Origin of the sequence: Azospirillum brasilense (genome assembly GCF_003349955.1) — a bacterium.
Lineage (GTDB): Bacteria > Pseudomonadota > Alphaproteobacteria > Azospirillales > Azospirillaceae > Azospirillum > Azospirillum brasilense_B.
Genome location: NZ_QLKQ01000047.1, coordinates 1 through 16,432, shown reverse-complemented (window position 1 = coordinate 16,432; position 16,432 = coordinate 1). Strand labels below are relative to the sequence as shown.

Annotated in this window: 18 protein-coding genes; 10 read left to right on the top strand and 8 right to left on the bottom strand. The window is 69.6% G+C overall.

The genetic code is table 11. The features are described from left to right. Positions 1-27 precede the first annotated feature (27 nt). The 3 genes from xerD to DXK32_RS19935 form a co-directional block, all read right to left on the bottom strand. Positions 28-1,047, bottom strand: coding sequence for a site-specific tyrosine recombinase XerD (gene xerD, locus DXK32_RS19945; RefSeq protein WP_114860101.1), 1,020 nt, complete (start codon positions 1,045-1,047; stop codon positions 28-30). Continuing rightward, on the bottom strand, positions 1,044-2,987 hold the full coding sequence (locus DXK32_RS19940; protein WP_162801269.1) for a hypothetical protein: 1,944 nt from the start codon (positions 2,985-2,987) through the stop codon (positions 1,044-1,046). The genes xerD and DXK32_RS19940 overlap by 4 nt, the downstream gene beginning before the upstream one ends. A gap of 91 nt (positions 2,988-3,078) precedes the next feature. Beyond that, the gene (locus tag DXK32_RS19935; protein WP_247877247.1) at positions 3,079-3,219 is read right to left on the bottom strand and encodes a hypothetical protein; all 141 of its coding nucleotides are present in this window, start codon (positions 3,217-3,219) and stop codon (positions 3,079-3,081) included. Between the two features lie 264 nt (positions 3,220-3,483). Between DXK32_RS19935 and DXK32_RS19930 the strand changes: the two genes are divergently transcribed. From DXK32_RS19930 to DXK32_RS19915, 5 genes are all read left to right on the top strand, one after another. Then, positions 3,484-4,122, top strand: a complete 639-nt coding sequence (locus DXK32_RS19930) for a shikimate kinase (RefSeq protein WP_114860098.1) — start codon at positions 3,484-3,486, stop codon at positions 4,120-4,122. A 7-nt stretch (positions 4,123-4,129) separates the two neighbouring features. After that, positions 4,130-5,254 (top strand): 3-dehydroquinate synthase, encoded by a 1,125-nt coding sequence (gene aroB / locus DXK32_RS19925; RefSeq protein ID WP_114860097.1) that lies wholly within the window; start codon positions 4,130-4,132, stop codon positions 5,252-5,254. Positions 5,255-5,368: 114 nt separating this feature from the next. Next, positions 5,369-5,656 carry a CBS domain-containing protein gene (locus tag DXK32_RS33645; RefSeq protein WP_348981602.1) on the top strand — a complete coding sequence of 96 codons (288 nt, stop codon included), beginning with the start codon at positions 5,369-5,371 and terminating at the stop codon, positions 5,654-5,656. Between the two features lie 6 nt (positions 5,657-5,662). After that, positions 5,663-5,854 carry a CBS domain-containing protein gene (locus DXK32_RS33640; RefSeq protein ID WP_348981603.1) on the top strand — a complete coding sequence of 64 codons (192 nt, stop codon included), beginning with the start codon at positions 5,663-5,665 and terminating at the stop codon, positions 5,852-5,854. 124 nt (positions 5,855-5,978) lie between these two features. Then, positions 5,979-6,593, top strand: coding sequence for a DUF2889 domain-containing protein (locus tag DXK32_RS19915; RefSeq protein ID WP_114860096.1), 615 nt, complete (start codon positions 5,979-5,981; stop codon positions 6,591-6,593). Between the two features lie 169 nt (positions 6,594-6,762). Here the strand turns inward: DXK32_RS19915 and DXK32_RS19910 are convergent, their stop codons facing one another. Together DXK32_RS19910 and DXK32_RS19905 are read right to left on the bottom strand one after the other, a co-directional pair. Next, the gene (locus DXK32_RS19910) at positions 6,763-7,185 is read right to left on the bottom strand and encodes a ribbon-helix-helix domain-containing protein (RefSeq protein WP_247877246.1); all 423 of its coding nucleotides are present in this window, start codon (positions 7,183-7,185) and stop codon (positions 6,763-6,765) included. Between the two features lie 311 nt (positions 7,186-7,496). Further along, positions 7,497-7,769, bottom strand: coding sequence for a BolA family protein (locus DXK32_RS19905; RefSeq protein WP_014239259.1), 273 nt, complete (start codon positions 7,767-7,769; stop codon positions 7,497-7,499). Positions 7,770-7,934: 165 nt separating this feature from the next. On the opposite strand from DXK32_RS19905, the gene DXK32_RS19900 reads away from it, so the two are divergent. The 4 genes from DXK32_RS19900 to cobT all read left to right on the top strand — a co-directional run bounded on the left by DXK32_RS19900 (position 7,935) and on the right by cobT (position 11,900). Then, the gene (locus DXK32_RS19900) at positions 7,935-8,519 is read left to right on the top strand and encodes a J domain-containing protein (RefSeq protein WP_114860094.1); all 585 of its coding nucleotides are present in this window, start codon (positions 7,935-7,937) and stop codon (positions 8,517-8,519) included. Between the two features lie 73 nt (positions 8,520-8,592). Further along, positions 8,593-9,597, top strand: coding sequence for a cobaltochelatase subunit CobS (gene cobS, locus DXK32_RS19895; RefSeq protein WP_014239256.1), 1,005 nt, complete (start codon positions 8,593-8,595; stop codon positions 9,595-9,597). An 85-nt stretch (positions 9,598-9,682) separates the two neighbouring features. Next, positions 9,683-9,943 carry a GxxExxY protein gene (locus DXK32_RS19890; RefSeq protein WP_114860093.1) on the top strand — a complete coding sequence of 87 codons (261 nt, stop codon included), beginning with the start codon at positions 9,683-9,685 and terminating at the stop codon, positions 9,941-9,943. A gap of 91 nt (positions 9,944-10,034) precedes the next feature. Then, a complete protein-coding gene (gene cobT, locus DXK32_RS19885) occupies positions 10,035-11,900 on the top strand; it encodes a cobaltochelatase subunit CobT (RefSeq protein ID WP_114860092.1) in 1,866 nt (621 codons plus the stop codon). Between the two features lie 108 nt (positions 11,901-12,008). Here cobT and DXK32_RS19880 read toward each other — a convergent pair whose 3' ends face one another. After that, positions 12,009-12,521, bottom strand: a complete 513-nt coding sequence (locus DXK32_RS19880) for an invasion associated locus B family protein (RefSeq protein ID WP_094301712.1) — start codon at positions 12,519-12,521, stop codon at positions 12,009-12,011. 276 nt (positions 12,522-12,797) lie between these two features. On the opposite strand from DXK32_RS19880, the gene DXK32_RS19875 reads away from it, so the two are divergent. Further along, positions 12,798-13,826: a Fe(3+) ABC transporter substrate-binding protein gene (locus tag DXK32_RS19875; protein ID WP_114860091.1), complete on the top strand. Its 1,029-nt coding sequence runs from the start codon at positions 12,798-12,800 to the stop codon at positions 13,824-13,826. A 180-nt stretch (positions 13,827-14,006) separates the two neighbouring features. On the opposite strand, the gene DXK32_RS19870 is transcribed toward DXK32_RS19875, so the two are convergent. Beyond that, positions 14,007-14,855 (bottom strand): pirin family protein, encoded by an 849-nt coding sequence (locus DXK32_RS19870; protein WP_114860090.1) that lies wholly within the window; start codon positions 14,853-14,855, stop codon positions 14,007-14,009. Positions 14,856-14,958: 103 nt separating this feature from the next. After that, the coding region (locus tag DXK32_RS19865) for an ABC transporter permease (protein WP_162801267.1) at positions 14,959-16,432 on the bottom strand (1,474 nt) is incomplete at its 5' end.

Here is a 16,432-nt window from a genome sequence, read left to right as displayed (position 1 = left end):
AAAGAGCCACCCCTTCTGCGCGCAACGCTATTGCGTACGAACGGTTTTTCGCCGGGCCAGCGGGTGGTGCTCGTGCACGACCTGTTTCAGCCGCTCCGACACCACGTGGGTGTAGATCTGGGTGGTGGCGATGTCGGCGTGGCCCAGCATCTTCTGGACCGAGCGCAGGTCCGCCCCGCGGTCGAGCAGATGGGTGGCGAAGGCGTGGCGCAGGACGTGGGGGCTGACCTTCTCCGGGTCGATGTTCGACTCGATGGCCAGTTCCTTCAGAAGCTGGGCGAATCGCTGGCGCGTCAGATGCCCGTTGGTGGAGCTGCGCGACGGGAAGAGGAAGGCGATCGGCCCGCTCTCGCGCCCGGCCAGGATGAAATGGCTCCGCCAGGGCAGATAGGCGTTCAGCGCCGCGGAAGCCGGTTCGGACAGCGGCACCATGCGCTCCTTCCCGCCCTTGCCGCGCACGATCAGCCCGCGCCCGTCGCGCAGGATGGCCGCCATCGGCAGGCCGACCAGCTCCGACACGCGCAGGCCGGTGGCGTAGAGCACCTCCAGAAGCGCGACCAGCCGCAGCCCTTCCGGCCCGCCGCGGGTCTGGGCGGAGTCGATCATGCGCGTGACCTCCTCCACCGTCAGGATCTTGGGCAGCGGGCGGCCCTGCTTCGGGCTGTCGAGCGCCGAGGCGGGGTCGTCGGCCCGCCGGCCTTCCGAAACCAGGAAGCGGTAGAACTGGCGCATCGCCGACAGGCGGCGGGCCAGCGTGCGCGGCGCCGGCTTCTGCCCGCCCTCCACATACTGGAAGGCGAGGTAGGCGCGCAGATCCTCCGTCACCGCCTTCTCCAGCGGCTGCCCGCGCTGGGCCAGCCAGAGGGCGAGGTCGGCGAGGTCGCGCTCGTAGGCCACGCGGGTGTTGAGCGCGGCGCCGCGCTCCGCCGTCAGCATGTCCAGGAAGGCGTCGACGTGGGGCGAGGCCGCGATCGGGCGCGGTTTGCAGGGGCGCCCGCGCCGCTTCGGCTGGGCTTTCGGCAGGGGTGTCTTGGGCATGGGACTCATCCGGCCAGGGCCGCGGCGGCTTCACGGGCGATGGCGCGGGCGTCGTTGTCCAGACCCACGGCGCGCAGGGCGCCGACCACCCGCGCCACCACCGCGGGCGGCGTGCCCGCCGGCCCGGCCTCGCCGAGCAGCAGCAGCGCGGCCAGCGCCGTCTCGCCCACCCGCCGGTCGGCGGAGGCCTCCGTCAGTCGCTGCCACAAAGCAGGGTCCGCCATGGCGGGGCGGCTGTCGGCGGTCATCGGCGCCTCGTCGTCGGAAACGGTGGTCCGGCGCCACGCCTCGCCCGGCACGGCGACGCCCATCGCCTGGAGCAGCGCCAGCTGCCCGGCGACGCGGGCGCGGGCCTCCAGGTCGGCGCCGCGCAGCGATTCGTCCAGCCAGCCGGCAAGGCCCAGCGCCCCGCCGCCCGGCGGCGGGCCCAGAGCGATGAGGGCGAGCGGCCACAGCCGCGCCACCTCCGCCGTGGGGCGGCCGCGCAGGGCGAGGTCGTACCAGCGCTTGCCGGTGTCGGCCCGGCCCAGCGCGAAGCAGAGCCGCGCGGCGGCGGGGGCCAGGCCGGCGGCGTCCGGAGTCGGCGACAGGGTGTCGAGCATGTCCGCCACCACCGCCCCCACCGGCCCGGCCAGCATCGGCGGGTCGAGAAGCTCCAGCGCCAGCCCGGCCAGCTCCACCCGCCGGCCGCCGGCCATGGCGGCGAGCATGGCCTGCTGGACCAGCGCGCGGGTGCGGGCGGTGCGGTCGCGCGCCGCGGCGTCCTTCAGCCGCAGAAGCTCGTCGCCCTTGGCCGGCGCGGCGCGGTACGCCTCCGCCAGCCGCCGGGAATCGAGGAACAGGGCGGCGGCGGCGCGTTCCGCCGCGGTCACGCGGGTCGCCGGGTCGGTGCCGCCGTTGGACGCCACCGCGGCCAGACGGGCCGGATCGGTCAGCGACAGCACGTCCGGCGGCAGCCCGGCCTGGAGCGTCCGCAGAGCGGCCAGGGTCAGCGGGCTGGGGTCCTTCAGGCTGCGCGGCCGGACCGCCGGGCCGCCGGCCATCGCCTCGGCCGCACGCAGGAAATCGGGGTCGCCACCCGGCTGCTCGCGCAGCATGTCGAAGGCGAGGTCGTCGCCCATCGGTCCGGCCTCCGCCGGCGCTCCCCCGCCGACCCGCCCGGCGCGCAGGCGGCAGAACAGCGCCACCCCCTGCCAATAGGGGCCCGAGAAAGGCTGGGCGCGCTCCGTCGCGGCGGCGCAGTCCAGCGGGCCGGCGAGCAGCTCGGCGTCGGTCAGGCCACGGGCGGCGGCCTCGTCGGTCCTCATCGCCTCGGGCAGCAGGGCGGCGAGGTCGGCGGCGCCGCGCGGGTCGCCCATGGCCGCCAGCTTCTCCACCCGCAGCGCGCCGAAGCGGCGTGCCGGCTCGGGCTCGCCGGGAGCGGCGGCGGGCGAGCCGCGGCTGAGCAGCAGGCGGCGCTGCAGCTCCTTCACGGCGGGCGACGGGGTGAGGGTGGGCAGCTCCGGCAGCAGGGCCAGCAGCTCGGCGCGCGGGATGCCGCGCCAGGGGTCGCCGCCCAGCCCGGCGGCTCCCGCCAGAGGGCCGGCACCGTCGGGGTCGAGCGGCCCCAGAGTCTCCACCGCGATGGCCGAGGGCGGCGCCACGGTGGGCACCACGTCGAAGGACGGCGTGTGGGCGGGCGCCGGAGTTGGGAACGGCGTCAGAGGCAGCGGGGCGGCGGACGGTCCCGGCGATTCCAGCGGATCGTCCAGCACCCTCCCCGCCTCCGGCCCGGCGTCGGGGGCGCCCATCCGTTCCGGCGGTGGGAACAGGCGGATCGGCGGCCCGGAAGGCACGGCCTGGGCATGGGATTGGGCCAGGGATTGGGCCAGGGATTGGGCGAGCGTCGGCGTCGCCGCTCCCGTTAGGGTACCGGACAGGGCCAGCACCAGGGAAGCGGCGGCAAACATGGAAACGGCGCCGCCCCCGGCCCGTCCGCCCCGTGGCGGAACAGCGAACCGGCGGCGGCGCCCATCGGCTTTCCCGACGGCGTCCCCGGCGTCAGCGGGGGAACCGCTCATCCGGAATGACCTTCTCCACCGTCTTGGACGGGGCCGGCATGTCCCAGGAGGCAAGGAAGGCCATGCCACCCCCGACGACGAAGAGGAACAGGACGAAAAGAACGGAAATAACCCGGCTCATGGCGATCGGAGTCGTGTTTCTGTGGAAGGAACGGCGGCGCTGTATCACGGTCTGCGTCCGTGCGGCTTGGGACAAGGGTGCGCTTTCATGCTAATCATCGCACACCGTCCGCACCGCTGGCCCGATGGCCGATGAACGCTGGACGTACCACTTTAGCCACGGGGACGCCGCTGCGCAACATGCGGAGGCCCCTGCGACCGAATCGAACACCCGCCCTCCGGAACCGCATCAGGCCGGAACCGCATAAGGAAAGTCCACAGCACCATGACCGCCCGCCCATCACCGCAGGGACAGCCGCCGGACCCGTCCAAGACCCTTCCGAGGACGGTGGTGCTGGTCGGGCTGATGGGCGCGGGCAAGAGCGCGATTGGCCGGCGGCTGGCCGCGCGGCTGCACCTGCCCTTCACCGACGCCGACACCGAGATCGAGACGGCGGCGGGCTGCTCCATCGCCGAAATCTTCGCCCGCGACGGCGAGGCGGTGTTCCGCTCGGTGGAGCGGCGGATCATCACCCGGCTGCTGACCGAACAGCCGGTGCACATCCTGGCGACCGGCGGCGGCGCCTTCATGGACCCGGAGACGCGCGCGGCCATCCGCGCCCACGGCCTGTCCATCTGGCTGCGCGCCGAGCTGGACGTGCTGCTGGCCCGCACGGCGCGGCGCACCCACCGCCCGCTGCTGAACGCCGGCGACCCCAAGGAGATCCTGAGCCGGCTGATGACCGCCCGCTACCCCGTCTATGCGGAAGCCGACCTGACGGTGATCAGCGACGAGCGTCCGCCGGAGGCGACCGTGGAGCAGGTGATCGAGGCGCTGGAGGCGCATTTCGGCATCACCCTGCCCCACGCCCCGCATCACCATCATCACCGCCATCCGGCGCACCACCACCACGACAAGCCCTGATCCCATCATGACCGAAACCGCCATCGACACCGTCCGCCTCGACCTCGGCCCGCGCAGCTACGACATCCTGGTCGGTGACCGGGTGCTCGACGGCGCGGGGCCGCGCATCGCCGCGATCACCAACGGCAAGGCCCCCATCGTCGTCACCGACGAGAACGTCGCCCCGCGGCACCTGCCGACGCTGGAGCGCACGCTGCGCGAGGCCGGCGTCGCGCCGACCCAGGCCATCGTCCTGCCGGCGGGCGAGAAGACCAAGGACTTCGCCCATTTCGAACGGCTCATGGACGCCGTCCTGGCGCGCGGGATCGAGCGGTCGGCGGTCCTGCTGGCGCTCGGCGGCGGGGTGATCGGCGACATCACCGGCTTCGCCGCCGCCTCGGCGCTGCGCGGCATCGACTTCATCCAGGTGCCGACCACGCTGCTGAGCCAGGTGGACAGCTCGGTCGGCGGCAAGACCGGGATCAACAGCCCGCACGGCAAGAACCTGATCGGCGCCTTCCACCAGCCGCGTCTGGTCATCGCCGACACCGCCACGCTGGACACCCTGCCGCGGCGCGAGGTGCTGGCCGGCTACGCCGAGGTGGTGAAGTACGGATTGATCCGCCTGCCCGGCTTCTTCGCCTGGCTGGAGGAGAACGGCGAGCGGGTGGTCGCCGGCGACAGCGACGCCCGCCGCCACGCCGTCACGGAAAGCTGCCGGGCCAAGGCCGCCATCGTCGGCGCCGACGAGCGGGAGAGCGGCGACCGCGCCCTGCTCAACCTCGGCCACACCTTCGGCCACGCGCTGGAGGCGGCGACCGGCTTCGGCTCCCGCCTGCTGCACGGCGAGGCGGTGTCGATCGGCATGGTCCTGGCCTTCGACCTGTCGGTGCGGCTGGGGCTGTGCCCGGCGGCGGACGCCGAGAAGGCGCGCGCCCATCTGGCCCGCGTCGGCCTGCCGGTCCGCCCCACCGACATTCCCGGCGTGGAGTGGGACGTCGACGGGCTGATCCTGTCCATGGCCAAGGACAAGAAGGTCAAGGACGGGCGCATCGCCTTCGTTCTGGCGCGCGCGCTGGGCGACGCCTTCACCCGGCGCGACGTCGATCCGGCGGTGGTGCGGGCGCTACTGGAGGATGCCGTCGCGCGCTGATGCGCTGCACCATAATCCCTTGACCGTTGGGGTAGCAAACTGTCAGAGTTAATGACAGTTCCGATTCGCGTCCAAGATGCGAGGAAAAGCCGCCCCAAAAAAGGGAGACTGGACATGCCGAACCGCAAGCTCATCCCCGACGTCATCAAGGACCAGCAGCTCGTCTGCCTGCCCCCGGAGGCCAGCGTCCGGGACGCCGCCGTCCTGATGGCGGAGCGCCGCGTCGCCGCCCTCCTGGTCACTCAGGACCGGCCGAAGGGGGGCCGGTCCCTCAGGGGCATCTTCACCGAGCGCGACCTCGCGGCCCGCGTCGTCGCCGCGGGTCGCGACCCGGCCGCCACCCGGCTCTCCGAGGTGATGACCGCCTCCCCCGACACGCTGGGTCCGGACGCCCGCGCCTAAGAGGCGCTGGACCTGATGGAGCGCCACCACTACCGCCACCTGCCGGTCACCGCGGACGGCGAATCGGACGGCACGGTGATGGGCATCGTCTCCATCCGCGATCTGTTCGCCGTGGTCCGCGCCCATCTGGAGGACGAGATCCGCGACCGCGAGGCCTTCATCTTCGGGTCGAACTACTCCGCCAGCGCTCCTCCGTAACCACGGGACGCGTAATGCTGCAATGCGGCGGAGCCGGCTTGACCTGAACGCTGGCCCCACCGATATTCCAGGATACGCCCCAACAACCCGGCCGACCGAACTAGGCCGAACGTCAGAGAGTCCCATGCCGCTGTCCGAACCCGCCGCACGCGAACCGATCCATACCCGGGAAGTGACCTGCCGGGGCTATCGGCGGACCGATGGGCTGTGGGATGTCGAAGGCCATCTGACCGATGTGAAGAGCTACGCCTTCCACACCGAACAGCGCGGCCAGATCCTGCCCGGCGACCCGGTGCACGGCATGTGGCTTCGCCTGACGGTGGACAACGACCTGACCGTCCAGGCGGTCGAGGCGGTGACGGAGAAGAGCCCCTACCGCACCTGCGGCTCCGTCACCCCCAATTTCCAGCGGCTGGTCGGGCTGAAGATCGGGCCGGGTTGGACCCGCGCGGTGAAGGAGCGGCTGGGCGGCGTCCAGGGCTGCACGCATCTGGTGGAGCTTCTGGGACCGATCGCCACCACCGCCTTCCAGACCATCTATCCCATCCTGGCGCGCGAGCAGGCCGACAAGGCCCGGGCGGCCGGCGGCAGCGAGGCGGGCAGCAAGGAGGACATGCTGCGCACCAAGCGCCCGGTGCTGTTGAACACCTGCCACATCTTCGACAGCAACGGCGAGGTCGTGCGGAAGAACTGGCCCGACCACTACACCGGCGACCGTCCGCGCGACGCCGCGGACTGAGACGGCGGCCGGGGCCGACCGGTCTTCGTCCGCACCGGACACGGAATCCGGGACAGAAACAGAGTCTGGGACAGACACAGGGTCTGGGACAGAGACACAAGGACAGACACAGAAGGGCGCATCCTGCGGACGCGCCCTTTTCTTCGGCCGGTCGGGATGCCGCCGGCGGTCACGCGTCCAGCGCTGACCGCAATCCCTCGCCCGGCGCGCCCGGCTGCGCCGCCGGCGGCATGGTGGATGCCGTGGTGCCGGCCCCGCTCTCCGGCCGGTCCAGCTCGTCCAGCGGCGGCAGGTCGAAGGGTGTCCCGACAAAGGGATCGCCGCCGCCATGCCCGGCCTGGACGTGGCCGTCCTCGGTGCAGGCCCGGCGGAAATAAGCCGCGATGAAGACGCGGACCGCCGAGGTCAGGGTGACCTCAGCATTGTCCGCTCCAGGACCGCGCCGCCGGATCTGCTCGTCCAGCCGGTCCTTGATCAGGGTGCAGAGGCCGTTGACCGTCAGGCCTTCGCGGCGGGCGATGTCCTCCAGAGCGTCCCACATGGTCGGCTCCAGACGCATGCTCGTGCGGCGCCCGGCAATCATGATGTTCATGCTCTTCAGCGGTTCCACACACGCGTTGGGATTCACTGTTAACCGCTTCTTCGGCCCGCGCTTCGCCATACGCCGCCCTCTCCACGAACCCGCCGGACGACGCGCGAAAAGTGCATCGCCCACGGCGCATTGATTGGTTGCATGCGCTGCACTCTACTAAATACAGCGAGAATTGCAACCACGGCAGCACTCCAATTATGTTTGAAGACGGAAAAGAACCTCTAGTAGTTGCATGCGTATGTATGCATTTGCAGGTGGCACTTTTCCCTTGCTGCACGGGCGGCGGCCCGGCGTTCTTGTCGGCGTTGCTGTCAGCGGGCCTCCTCGGGCGTCAGCGTGGTCAGGCCGAGGGCGTGAACGCGTTCCGCCATTTCTTGGGCCAGCAGGCCATAGACCAGCCGCTGGCGCTCCACGCGCGACTTTCCGGCGAAGGCGGCGGAAACGATGGTGACGTGGAAATGGGTCTCGCCCTCCGGATGGGCGCCGCCATGGCCGGCGTGCCGGCCGGAATCGTCCTGGATGTCGAGCCGCTCGGGGGCCAGCGCGTCGGTCAGCTTCCGGCGCATGCGGGTGGCGTATTCCATGGGGATCCTCGTTGAGTCTGGGCTGGATCGGGTTTGGGATTGAGGTGACGGCGCGGCGCCGCTTCCGTCAAGCCGCCAATGCCGCAGACCGGCCATTTTCCGCAGTTCGGCACGGCCCCCTTGCGTGCGCTTGCCAGAAAGGATGCCTCTTCCCATACTTCGCACATGAGCAAGCCACGCACCCGCTACGACTTCAGCCGCTACGACCAGCCGCGCACCGCCGTGCGCGCCTGCGATCATCCGGGCTGTGCCGGCGAGGGCGCGTACCGGGCGCCGAAGAGCCGCCGGCAGCTCAACGACTACTACTGGTTCTGCCTGGACCATGTGCGCGAATACAACCGCGCCTGGGACTATTACGCCGGCATGAAGCCCGAGCAGATCGAGGCCGAGGTCCGCCGCGACACCACCTGGCAGCGGCCGAGCTGGCCGCTCGGCTTCTGGGGAGTGCAGGAGAAGTTCCTGCGCGACCGCGCGATGCACGGCTTCAGCTTCGAGTTCGGCCGCGAGGCCGGCAAGGACCAGTCCGAGGAGACCAAGCAGCGCCGGCAGGCCGCCCGCAGCGCGGAGGAGGAGGCGCTGGTCGTCCTCGACCTCGCCCCGCCGGTGGATTTCCCGCGCATCAAGGCGCGCTACCGCGAACTGGTGAAAATCCACCATCCCGACGCAAACGGCGGGGACAAGGCGGCCGAAGAAAAGTTGAAGGAGATCAATCAGGCCTACAACACGCTGAAAGCCTGCTATGGTGCGTAACCCCGACGGTTGGCCGGACCAGATTGGCCGGGCGGCCCCGACAACAGACACGTTGGAACGATAAGAACCTCCCATGCCTTCTCAAGGAGCCACCCAGGCCAGCTCGGCCCTGTTCGATCACGTTCCCGACATCACCCTGTCGGTGCGTCAAGTGTTCGGCATCGACAGCGACATGCAGGTGCCGGCCTTCAGCCAGCGCACGGAGCATGTGCCGGACATCGACGAAGCCTACCGCTTCGACCGCGACACGACGCTCGCGATCCTGGCTGGCTTCGCCTACAACCGCCGCGTCATGGTCCAGGGCTATCACGGGACCGGCAAGTCCACCCACATCGAACAGGTGGCCGCGCGCCTGAACTGGCCCTGCATCCGCATCAACCTGGACAGCCACATCAGCCGCATCGACCTGATGGGCAAGGACGCCATCGTCCTGCGCGACGGCGTCCAGGTGACGGAATACCGCGAAGGCATCCTGCCCTGGGCGCTGCAGCACGCCTGCGCGCTGGTCTTCGACGAGTATGACGCGGGCCGCCCCGACGTGATGTTCGTGATCCAGCGCGTGCTGGAGGTGGAAGGCAAGCTGACCCTGCTCGACCAGAACCGCGTCATCCGCCCGCACCCGGCCTTCCGCCTGTTCGCCACGGCGAACACCGTCGGCCTGGGTGACACCACCGGCCTCTACCACGGCACGCAGCAGATCAACCAGGGCCAGATGGACCGCTGGAACATCGTGGCGACGCTGAACTACCTGCCGGTGGACGCCGAGGTGAAGATCGTCGCCTCCAAGGTGCCGGAATACGACAGCGAGGCCGGGCGCAAGACCGTGGCGTCGATGGTGCGTCTGGCCGACCTGACCCGCGCCGGCTTCATCAACGGCGACATCTCCACCGTGATGAGCCCGCGCACGGTCATCACCTGGGCGCAGAACGCCAACATCTTCAACGACATCGCCTTCGCGTTCCGGATCACCTTCCTGAACAAGTGCGACGAGGTGGAGCGGCCGACCGTCGCCGAATACTACCAGCGCTGCTTCGGCACCGAACTGCCGGAGACGGGGGTGCAGGCGAACCTGGTGTGACGGGGGGCGCCCCGTCCCCCGGGACCACAGCCTCCCCGGCAACAGGACAACACGGATTTCACGGATCTGGGCACGGATTTCACGGATGAGGGTCACTCTCGAGCGCGGCCTGGATGCGGAACAGGAGGTTCCATTCCAGATCGGCTACAAGGGCTCGAACGTCGGCACCTACTTCGCCGACATCGTGGTGGCGCGCCGCGTCATCGTGGAGTTGAAGGTCGCCGACGCGCTGGCGCCGCCGCACAAACGGCAGGTCATCAATTATCTTCACGCCAGCGGATTGCCGGTCGGCCTGTTGTTCAATTTCGGTGGCTCCAGCCTCACCTTCGCCCGTGTCCTGCCGTAACGGCGAACATCCGTGAAATCCGTGCTTCGTCCGTGAAATCCGTGTCAATCTTGTCCGACGACCGCCGGACGCAGACCCAAGACAGCCCGCCATGACCGACCGTGAAAACCCCGTCGAGGCCTTCAAGCGCTCCACCGCCGCCGCGGTGCGGGCCCTCTCCCGCCGGGCCGACGTGCAGGTGGGCTTCTCCACCGAGCCGCCCGGCGTCGCCGGCCTGCGCGTGCGCATCCCCACCCCGGCGCGCGACCTGAACCCGCACGACGTCGCGACGCTGCGCGGCGCCGCAGACGCCGTGTCGCTGCGGCTGCGCTTCCACGACAACGCCGTCCATCTCCAGCGCATGCCGCTGGGCGACAGCGCCCGCGCCGCCTACGACGCGCTGGAGCAGGCCCGCTGCGAGGCCCTGGGCGCCAGCCACATGCCCGGCGTGGCCGCCAACCTGGAGGCGGCGCTGGACGAGCGCTACCACAAGCAGGGCTTCGAGCGGCTGGAGGAGCGCGAGCAGGTTCCCCTGCCCGAGGTGCTGCGCCTGATCGCCCGCGAGGCGATGACCGGCGCCGCCCCGCCCCCGGCCGCCGAGCACGCGGTCAGCCTGTGGCGCGGCTGGATCGAGGAGCGGCTGGGCAAGGACCTGCACGGACTCGCCGGCCACATGGCCGATCAGGATGCCTACGCCCGCGCCGTGCGCAAGCTGCTGACAGAACTGGACATGGAGGTCGGCAACGACCCCGACGAGCCGCAGGAGCCGGAAGAGGACGAGCGCGACTCCGGCGAGAACGAGAACGAGCCGAACAAGGGCCAGACCCAGGGTGAGGACGACACCCAGAGCCAGGCCGAATCGATGACCTCGCAGGAGACGCAGGAGTCCGACCAGGGCGAGCAGGCCGAGGAGGGCACCGGCGAGGAGGGCGACACCGAGATGGGCCAGGGCGAGGGGGCGGAGGAGCCCGCCGGCCCCGGCCAGCCCTGGCGTCCGGAGGCGCGCGGCCGCAACGAGCCCGACCCCAACGCCTACAAGCCCTTCACCACCCGCTTCGACGAGGTGGTCGACGCCGCCGAGCTGTGCGACCCGGAGGAGCTGGCCCGGCTGCGCCACATGCTCGACCAGCAGCTCGTCCATCTCCAGGGCGTGATCTCCAAGCTGGCCAACCGCCTGCAGCGCCGCCTGCTGGCCAAGCAACAGCGGTCGTGGGAGTTCGACCTGGACGACGGCATCCTCGACGCCGCCCGTCTCGCCCGCATCGTCGTGAACCCGGTCCTCCCCCTCTCCTTCAAGAAGGAGAAGGAGATGGACTTCCGCGACACGGTGGTGTCGCTGCTGATCGACAATTCCGGCTCGATGCGCGGTCGGCCGATCTCCATCGCCGCGATGAGCGCCGACATCCTGGCCCGCACGCTGGAGCGCTGCGCGGTCAAGGTGGAGGTGCTGGGCTTCACCACCCGCGCCTGGAAGGGTGGACAGGCGCGCGAGCACTGGATCGCCTCGGGCAAGCCCGCCAACCCCGGCCGCCTGAACGACCTGCGCCACATCATCTACAAGGACGCCGACCAGCCCTGGCGCCGCGCCCGCAAGAATCTCGGCCTGATGCTGCGCGAAGGCATCCTGAAGGAGAACATCGACGGCGAGGCGCTGATGTGGGCGCACAACCGTCTGATCGGGCGGCCCGAGCAGCGGCGGATCCTGATGGTGATCTCCGACGGCGCGCCGGTGGACGATTCGACCCTCTCGGTCAACGCCGGCAACTATCTGGAACGGCACCTGCGGCAGGTGATCGAGTACATCGAGACCCGCTCGCCGGTGGAGCTGGTGGCCATCGGCATCGGCCACGACGTGACCCGCTACTACCGCCGCGCCGTCACCATCGTGGACGCCGAGCAGTTGGGCGGCACCATGATGAACAAGCTGGCCGAGCTGTTCGACGAGGACGACCGCCGGGGCCGCAGCGGCTGGCGCTGAGGCCGGCGCCCGGACCGGAAACGACAACAGCACAAACGACAGCGGCACAAACGACAACGGCGCGGATCACTCCGCGCCGTTTTTGTTGGTGCCGCCCGGTTCGTCCGGTCACTGCAGGCTGCGCTGCATCTCTTCGAAGTTGCGCGAGAAGCCGTTCAACGGGAAGTCGATGTCGCGCTTGCCGGCGCGCAGGAAGTTCACGCGGACCAGCACCGTGGAGCCGTTGCGGAACTGGTCGACCACGCGGCCCGACACGAAGTTCGGGAACATGCACATGTTCAGCGTGGCGATCTGCGTCTCGATGCGCGGCTGGCGGTCGACGCGGATGGCGCAGTTGTCGATCATGCCCTGGCTGGTCGTCAGGAACAGGTGGTAGTCGTTGCCGGTCGGGATGACGCTCAGCGCCACGAAGCCGACCTCCTTGCCGTCGTCGAACAGCCGGTAGTTCATCAGCCGGCAGACCTTGGTGTCGGTCATCCGGTCGATCTCGCACCGGCTGGTCCAGGCGCCTTCCGGGCCGTACTCGGCGGCGGATTTGGAGAAGTCGACGGCGGAGGCCGGCGTGGCGGCCAGCGCGGACAGCAGCGCCGCACCAAAAGCGAAGAGACCTGTCCAACGCATCCTGACGCTCCCCATCTGTCGTCCTGTTCGGCCGCTCGCGATTCCCCGACGGCGGGGATCGCGAACGGATTATAGGCATACCCCAAAGGCGGACAAGCCTTTACACCTTTGGTTGGCATGTTAGTCCCGGATGATCGTCACGCTCCGCATCCTTTTTGAATATTGAGAATGGTTATCGTTCACGCTTGACACCCCGCCCCCCGAATGGTCAAGTCGGCGCATGAGAACGCTTCGCAATTGCGGGCGTGAACCGACAAGACTTCGGGAGTCACGAGGATGCACATCGGATCGCGCGGCGTGTTCGCCGCCACCTTCGCCGCCACGCTGCTGACCATGACGGGTCTCGCCAGCGCCGCCGAGGTGAACGTCTACTCCGCGCGCCATTACGATGTGGACAAGGACCTCTACGAAGCCTTCACCAAGAAGACTGGCATCAAGATCAACGTCATCGAGGGCAAGGAAGAGGAGCTGATCGAGCGGATGAAGACCGAAGGCGGCAACAGCCCCGCCGACGTGTTCATCACCGTCGACGCCGGCCGCCTGTGGCGCGCCCAGGAGGCCGGCCTGCTCCAGCCGACCCGCTCCAAGGTCATGGAGGAGGCCATCCCGGCCCACCTGCGCGAGCCGGAAGGCCATTGGTTCGGCATCTCCAAGCGCGCCCGCATCCTGGTCTACAACAAGGCCTCGGTGAAGCCGGACGAGATCAAGACCTACGAGGAGCTGGCCGACCCGAAGTGGAAGGACCGCGTCCTCGTCCGCTCCTCGACCAGCGTCTACAACCAGTCGCTCGTCGGCTCGCTGCTCGCCGCCCACGGCGAGAAGGCGACCGAGGAGTGGGCCAAGGGCGTCGTCGCCAACATGGCGCGCAAGCCGCAGGGCGGCGACACCGACCAGATCAAGGGCGTGGCCGCCAACGAAGGCGACGTGGCCGTGACCAACACCTACTACTTCGCCCGCATCGCCTCCTCCGCCAAGCCGGAGGACAAGGCCATCGCGGAGAAGCTGGGCGTGATCTTCCCCAACCAGGACGGTCGCGGCACCCACGTGAACGTCTCCGGCGCCGGCGTCATGAAGAACGCGCCGAACAAGGAGCAGGCCATCCAGTTCCTGGAGTATCTGGTCAGCCCCGAGGCCCAGAAGATGTTCACGGAGAAGAACTACGAGTACCCGATCGTCGCCGGGGCCGAGACCGCGCCGGTGCTGGTCACCTGGGGCAAGTTCAAGGAAGACCCGCTGAACGCCGCCGTCTACGGCAAGAACAACGCCGAGGCTCTGAAGATCATGGATCGCGCCGGCTGGAAGTAAGCCACCGTCCGGCGTAGCGAAGGGGCGCGTCCCAGCGGTGGAGACGCGCCCTTTTCTTTTGTAAAATTTAAAGCGGATTGCAATCCGCTTTGGACCGCGACGGCGGACCCGGCCGCACATGCGGCCGAAGCCCGGCCGGCAAATGAGGCCGTGTGAGTCTAAAGCGAATGAAAATTCGCTCTAGAATTTTCCCTCTTCATAGTCGCGGTAGGCCTGCATCACCTCCTCGCGGCTGTTCATGACGAAGGGGCCGCCCCAGGCCACCGGCTCGCCGAGCGGACGGCCGGAGAGCAGCAGGAAGCGCGCGCCGGACGGGCCGGCGGTGATCTCCGCCCGGTCGCCCTCGCCCAGCACCAGCACCCGCGGCCCGCCCAGCCGGACGGAGCTGCCGGGTGCCACCACCGATCCTTCGAAGACCACCAGCGCCGCCGCGTGGCCGGCGGGCACCGGCTCGGAGAAGGTGGCACCCGCCGGCAGACTGACGTCGAAATAGCGGGCCTCCGTCGGGCCGCTGCGCACCGGGCCGGCGGTGCCGTTGCCGGTGGTGCCGGCGATCACCGTCACCGTGGTCCCGCCCTCGCGCGTCTCGACCGGGATGCGGTCGGCGGCGAACTCCTGGTAGGCGGGCTCCGACATCTTCAGCCGCGCCGGCAGGTTGATCCAGAGCTGGAAGCCCTTCATCAACCCTTCGGTCTGCTCCGGCATCTCGGAATGGATCACGCCGCGCCCGGCGGTCATCCACTGCACGCCGCCGGTCTCGATCACCCCCTCGTGGCCGTGGTTGTCCCAATGGCGCATGCGGCCGGCCAGCATGTAGGTGACCGTCTCGAAACCGCGGTGCGGGTGGTCTGGGAAGCCGGCCAGATAGTCCTGCGGCGTGTCGGAGCCGAAGTAATCCAGCATCAGGAAGGGGTCGAGCATGCGCAGGCGCGGCGTGCCGACCATGCGGGTCATGCGCACGCCGGCCCCGTCGGACGCCTCCATGCCTTCGACGGCGGTCAGGACGGGGCGGACGGTTTCGGCGGTCATCGGACGCTCTCCTCAAGCAGTGTGCTGAGAGAGAGGTATTCTTTCCGGACCGCCGGATAAAGCCCCAGCGCTGCTCAACACTGTTGCGGCGGGGGCAACAGCCTCACTCGTCGGTCTGGCCGGGACGGGAGCGGCTGATGGACAGGCTGAGCAGGATCACCGGCACGATGCCGACCGCCACGATGGCCAGCGCCCCGGTGGCGGCCTCGGTCAGCCGCTCGTCGGAGGCCAGCGTGTAGACCCGCACCGCCAGCGTGTCGAAGTTGAAGGGCCGGACGATCATCGTCGCCGGCAGTTCCTTCATCACGTCGACGAAGACCAGCAGGCCGGCGGTCAGCAGGCTGCCCCACATGATCGGCGCGTGCACCCGGATCAGCGTCCGCCCCGCCGTGTGGCCGAGCACGCGCGAGGCGAAGTCCATCGTCGGGCGGATCTTGCCCAGGCTGGCCTCGATCGTGTTGAAGGACACCGCCAGGAAGCGGACCAGATAGGCGAACAGCACCGCCGCGATGGTGCCGCTCAGCAGCAGCCCGGTGGACACGCCGAAGGTCTGGCGCATGAAGGCGTCGACGGCGTTGTCGAGATGGGCGAAGGGAATCAGCACGCCGACCGCGATCACCGAGCCGGGAATGGCGTAGCCCATGGCGGCGACCCGCACCGCGCCCTTCAGCAGCGGCGTCGGGCGCAGCCGCTGCCCGTAGGCCAGGACCAGCGCCAGCGACACCGCCAGAACCGCGGCCAGCGCCGCCAGCGTGAAGCTGTTGCGGGCCAGCGTCAGGAACACCGGCCCGAAGGCCTGATCCCCCGCGGTGACCGCCATGCGCACCAGCAGCCCGGCGGGCAACAGGAAGCCGAGCAGCAGCGGCAGCCCGCAGGCCGTCATGGCGGCGGCGGCGCGCCAGCCCTTCAGCTCATGCTTGGGCAGACGGCGGTAGCGGGTGGTGGTGTGGTGGTAACGGGCCTGCCGGCGCGACCAGCGCTCCATCAGCACCAGCACCAGGACGAACATCATCAGCACGGCGGCCAGCTGCGCCGCCGCCACCGGCTGCCCCATGGCGAACCATGTCCGGTAGATGCCGGTGACGAAGGTGTTCACCGCGAAATACTGCACGGTGCCGAAATCGGCCAGCACCTCCATCAGCACCAGCGCCAGACCGGCGACGATGCTGGGGCGGGCCAGCGGCAGCGCCACCGTGAAGAAACTGCGCCACGGGCCGCGGCCGAGCGTACGGCTGACCTCCAGCACGCAGACGGACTGCTCCAGGAAGGCGGCGCGCGACAGCAGATAGACGTACGGGTAGAGCACCAGCGTCATCATCAACGCCGCACCCTCGAGCGTACGGATGTCCGGAAACCAGTAATCCCGCCGCGACCAGTGGAAAACCTCGCGCAGCGCGGTCTGCACCGGGCCGACGAACTGGAGCAGGTCGGTGTAGACGTACGCCATGACGTAGGCCGGCACCGCCATCGGCAGCAGCAGCGCCCATTCCAGCGTACGGCTGCCGGGGAAGCGGCACATGGTGACCAGCCACGCGGTGCCCACCCCGATGACCAGCGTGCCCACCACCACCCCGAAG

Excerpts from the sequence above, each read along its gene's own strand:
- xerD (WP_114860101.1), bottom strand. The coding sequence starts at position 1,047 with ATGAGTCCCATGCCCAAGACACCCCTGCCGAAAGCCCAGCCGAAGCGG.
- DXK32_RS19940 (WP_162801269.1), bottom strand. The coding sequence starts at position 2,987 with ATGTTTGCCGCCGCTTCCCTGGTGCTGGCCCTGTCCGGTACCCTAACG.
- DXK32_RS19935 (WP_247877247.1), bottom strand. The coding sequence starts at position 3,219 with ATGAGCCGGGTTATTTCCGTTCTTTTCGTCCTGTTCCTCTTCGTCGTC.
- DXK32_RS19930 (WP_114860098.1), top strand. The coding sequence starts at position 3,484 with ATGACCGCCCGCCCATCACCGCAGGGACAGCCGCCGGACCCGTCCAAG.
- aroB (WP_114860097.1), top strand. The coding sequence starts at position 4,130 with ATGACCGAAACCGCCATCGACACCGTCCGCCTCGACCTCGGCCCGCGC.
- DXK32_RS33645 (WP_348981602.1), top strand. The coding sequence starts at position 5,369 with ATGCCGAACCGCAAGCTCATCCCCGACGTCATCAAGGACCAGCAGCTC.
- DXK32_RS19915 (WP_114860096.1), top strand. The coding sequence starts at position 5,979 with ATGCCGCTGTCCGAACCCGCCGCACGCGAACCGATCCATACCCGGGAA.
- DXK32_RS19910 (WP_247877246.1), bottom strand. The coding sequence starts at position 7,185 with ATGAACATCATGATTGCCGGGCGCCGCACGAGCATGCGTCTGGAGCCG.
- DXK32_RS19905 (WP_014239259.1), bottom strand. The coding sequence starts at position 7,769 with ATGGAATACGCCACCCGCATGCGCCGGAAGCTGACCGACGCGCTGGCC.
- DXK32_RS19900 (WP_114860094.1), top strand. The coding sequence starts at position 7,935 with ATGAGCAAGCCACGCACCCGCTACGACTTCAGCCGCTACGACCAGCCG.
- cobS (WP_014239256.1), top strand. The coding sequence starts at position 8,593 with ATGCCTTCTCAAGGAGCCACCCAGGCCAGCTCGGCCCTGTTCGATCAC.
- DXK32_RS19890 (WP_114860093.1), top strand. The coding sequence starts at position 9,683 with ATGAGGGTCACTCTCGAGCGCGGCCTGGATGCGGAACAGGAGGTTCCA.
- cobT (WP_114860092.1), top strand. The coding sequence starts at position 10,035 with ATGACCGACCGTGAAAACCCCGTCGAGGCCTTCAAGCGCTCCACCGCC.
- DXK32_RS19880 (WP_094301712.1), bottom strand. The coding sequence starts at position 12,521 with ATGCGTTGGACAGGTCTCTTCGCTTTTGGTGCGGCGCTGCTGTCCGCG.
- DXK32_RS19875 (WP_114860091.1), top strand. The coding sequence starts at position 12,798 with ATGCACATCGGATCGCGCGGCGTGTTCGCCGCCACCTTCGCCGCCACG.
- DXK32_RS19870 (WP_114860090.1), bottom strand. The coding sequence starts at position 14,855 with ATGACCGCCGAAACCGTCCGCCCCGTCCTGACCGCCGTCGAAGGCATG.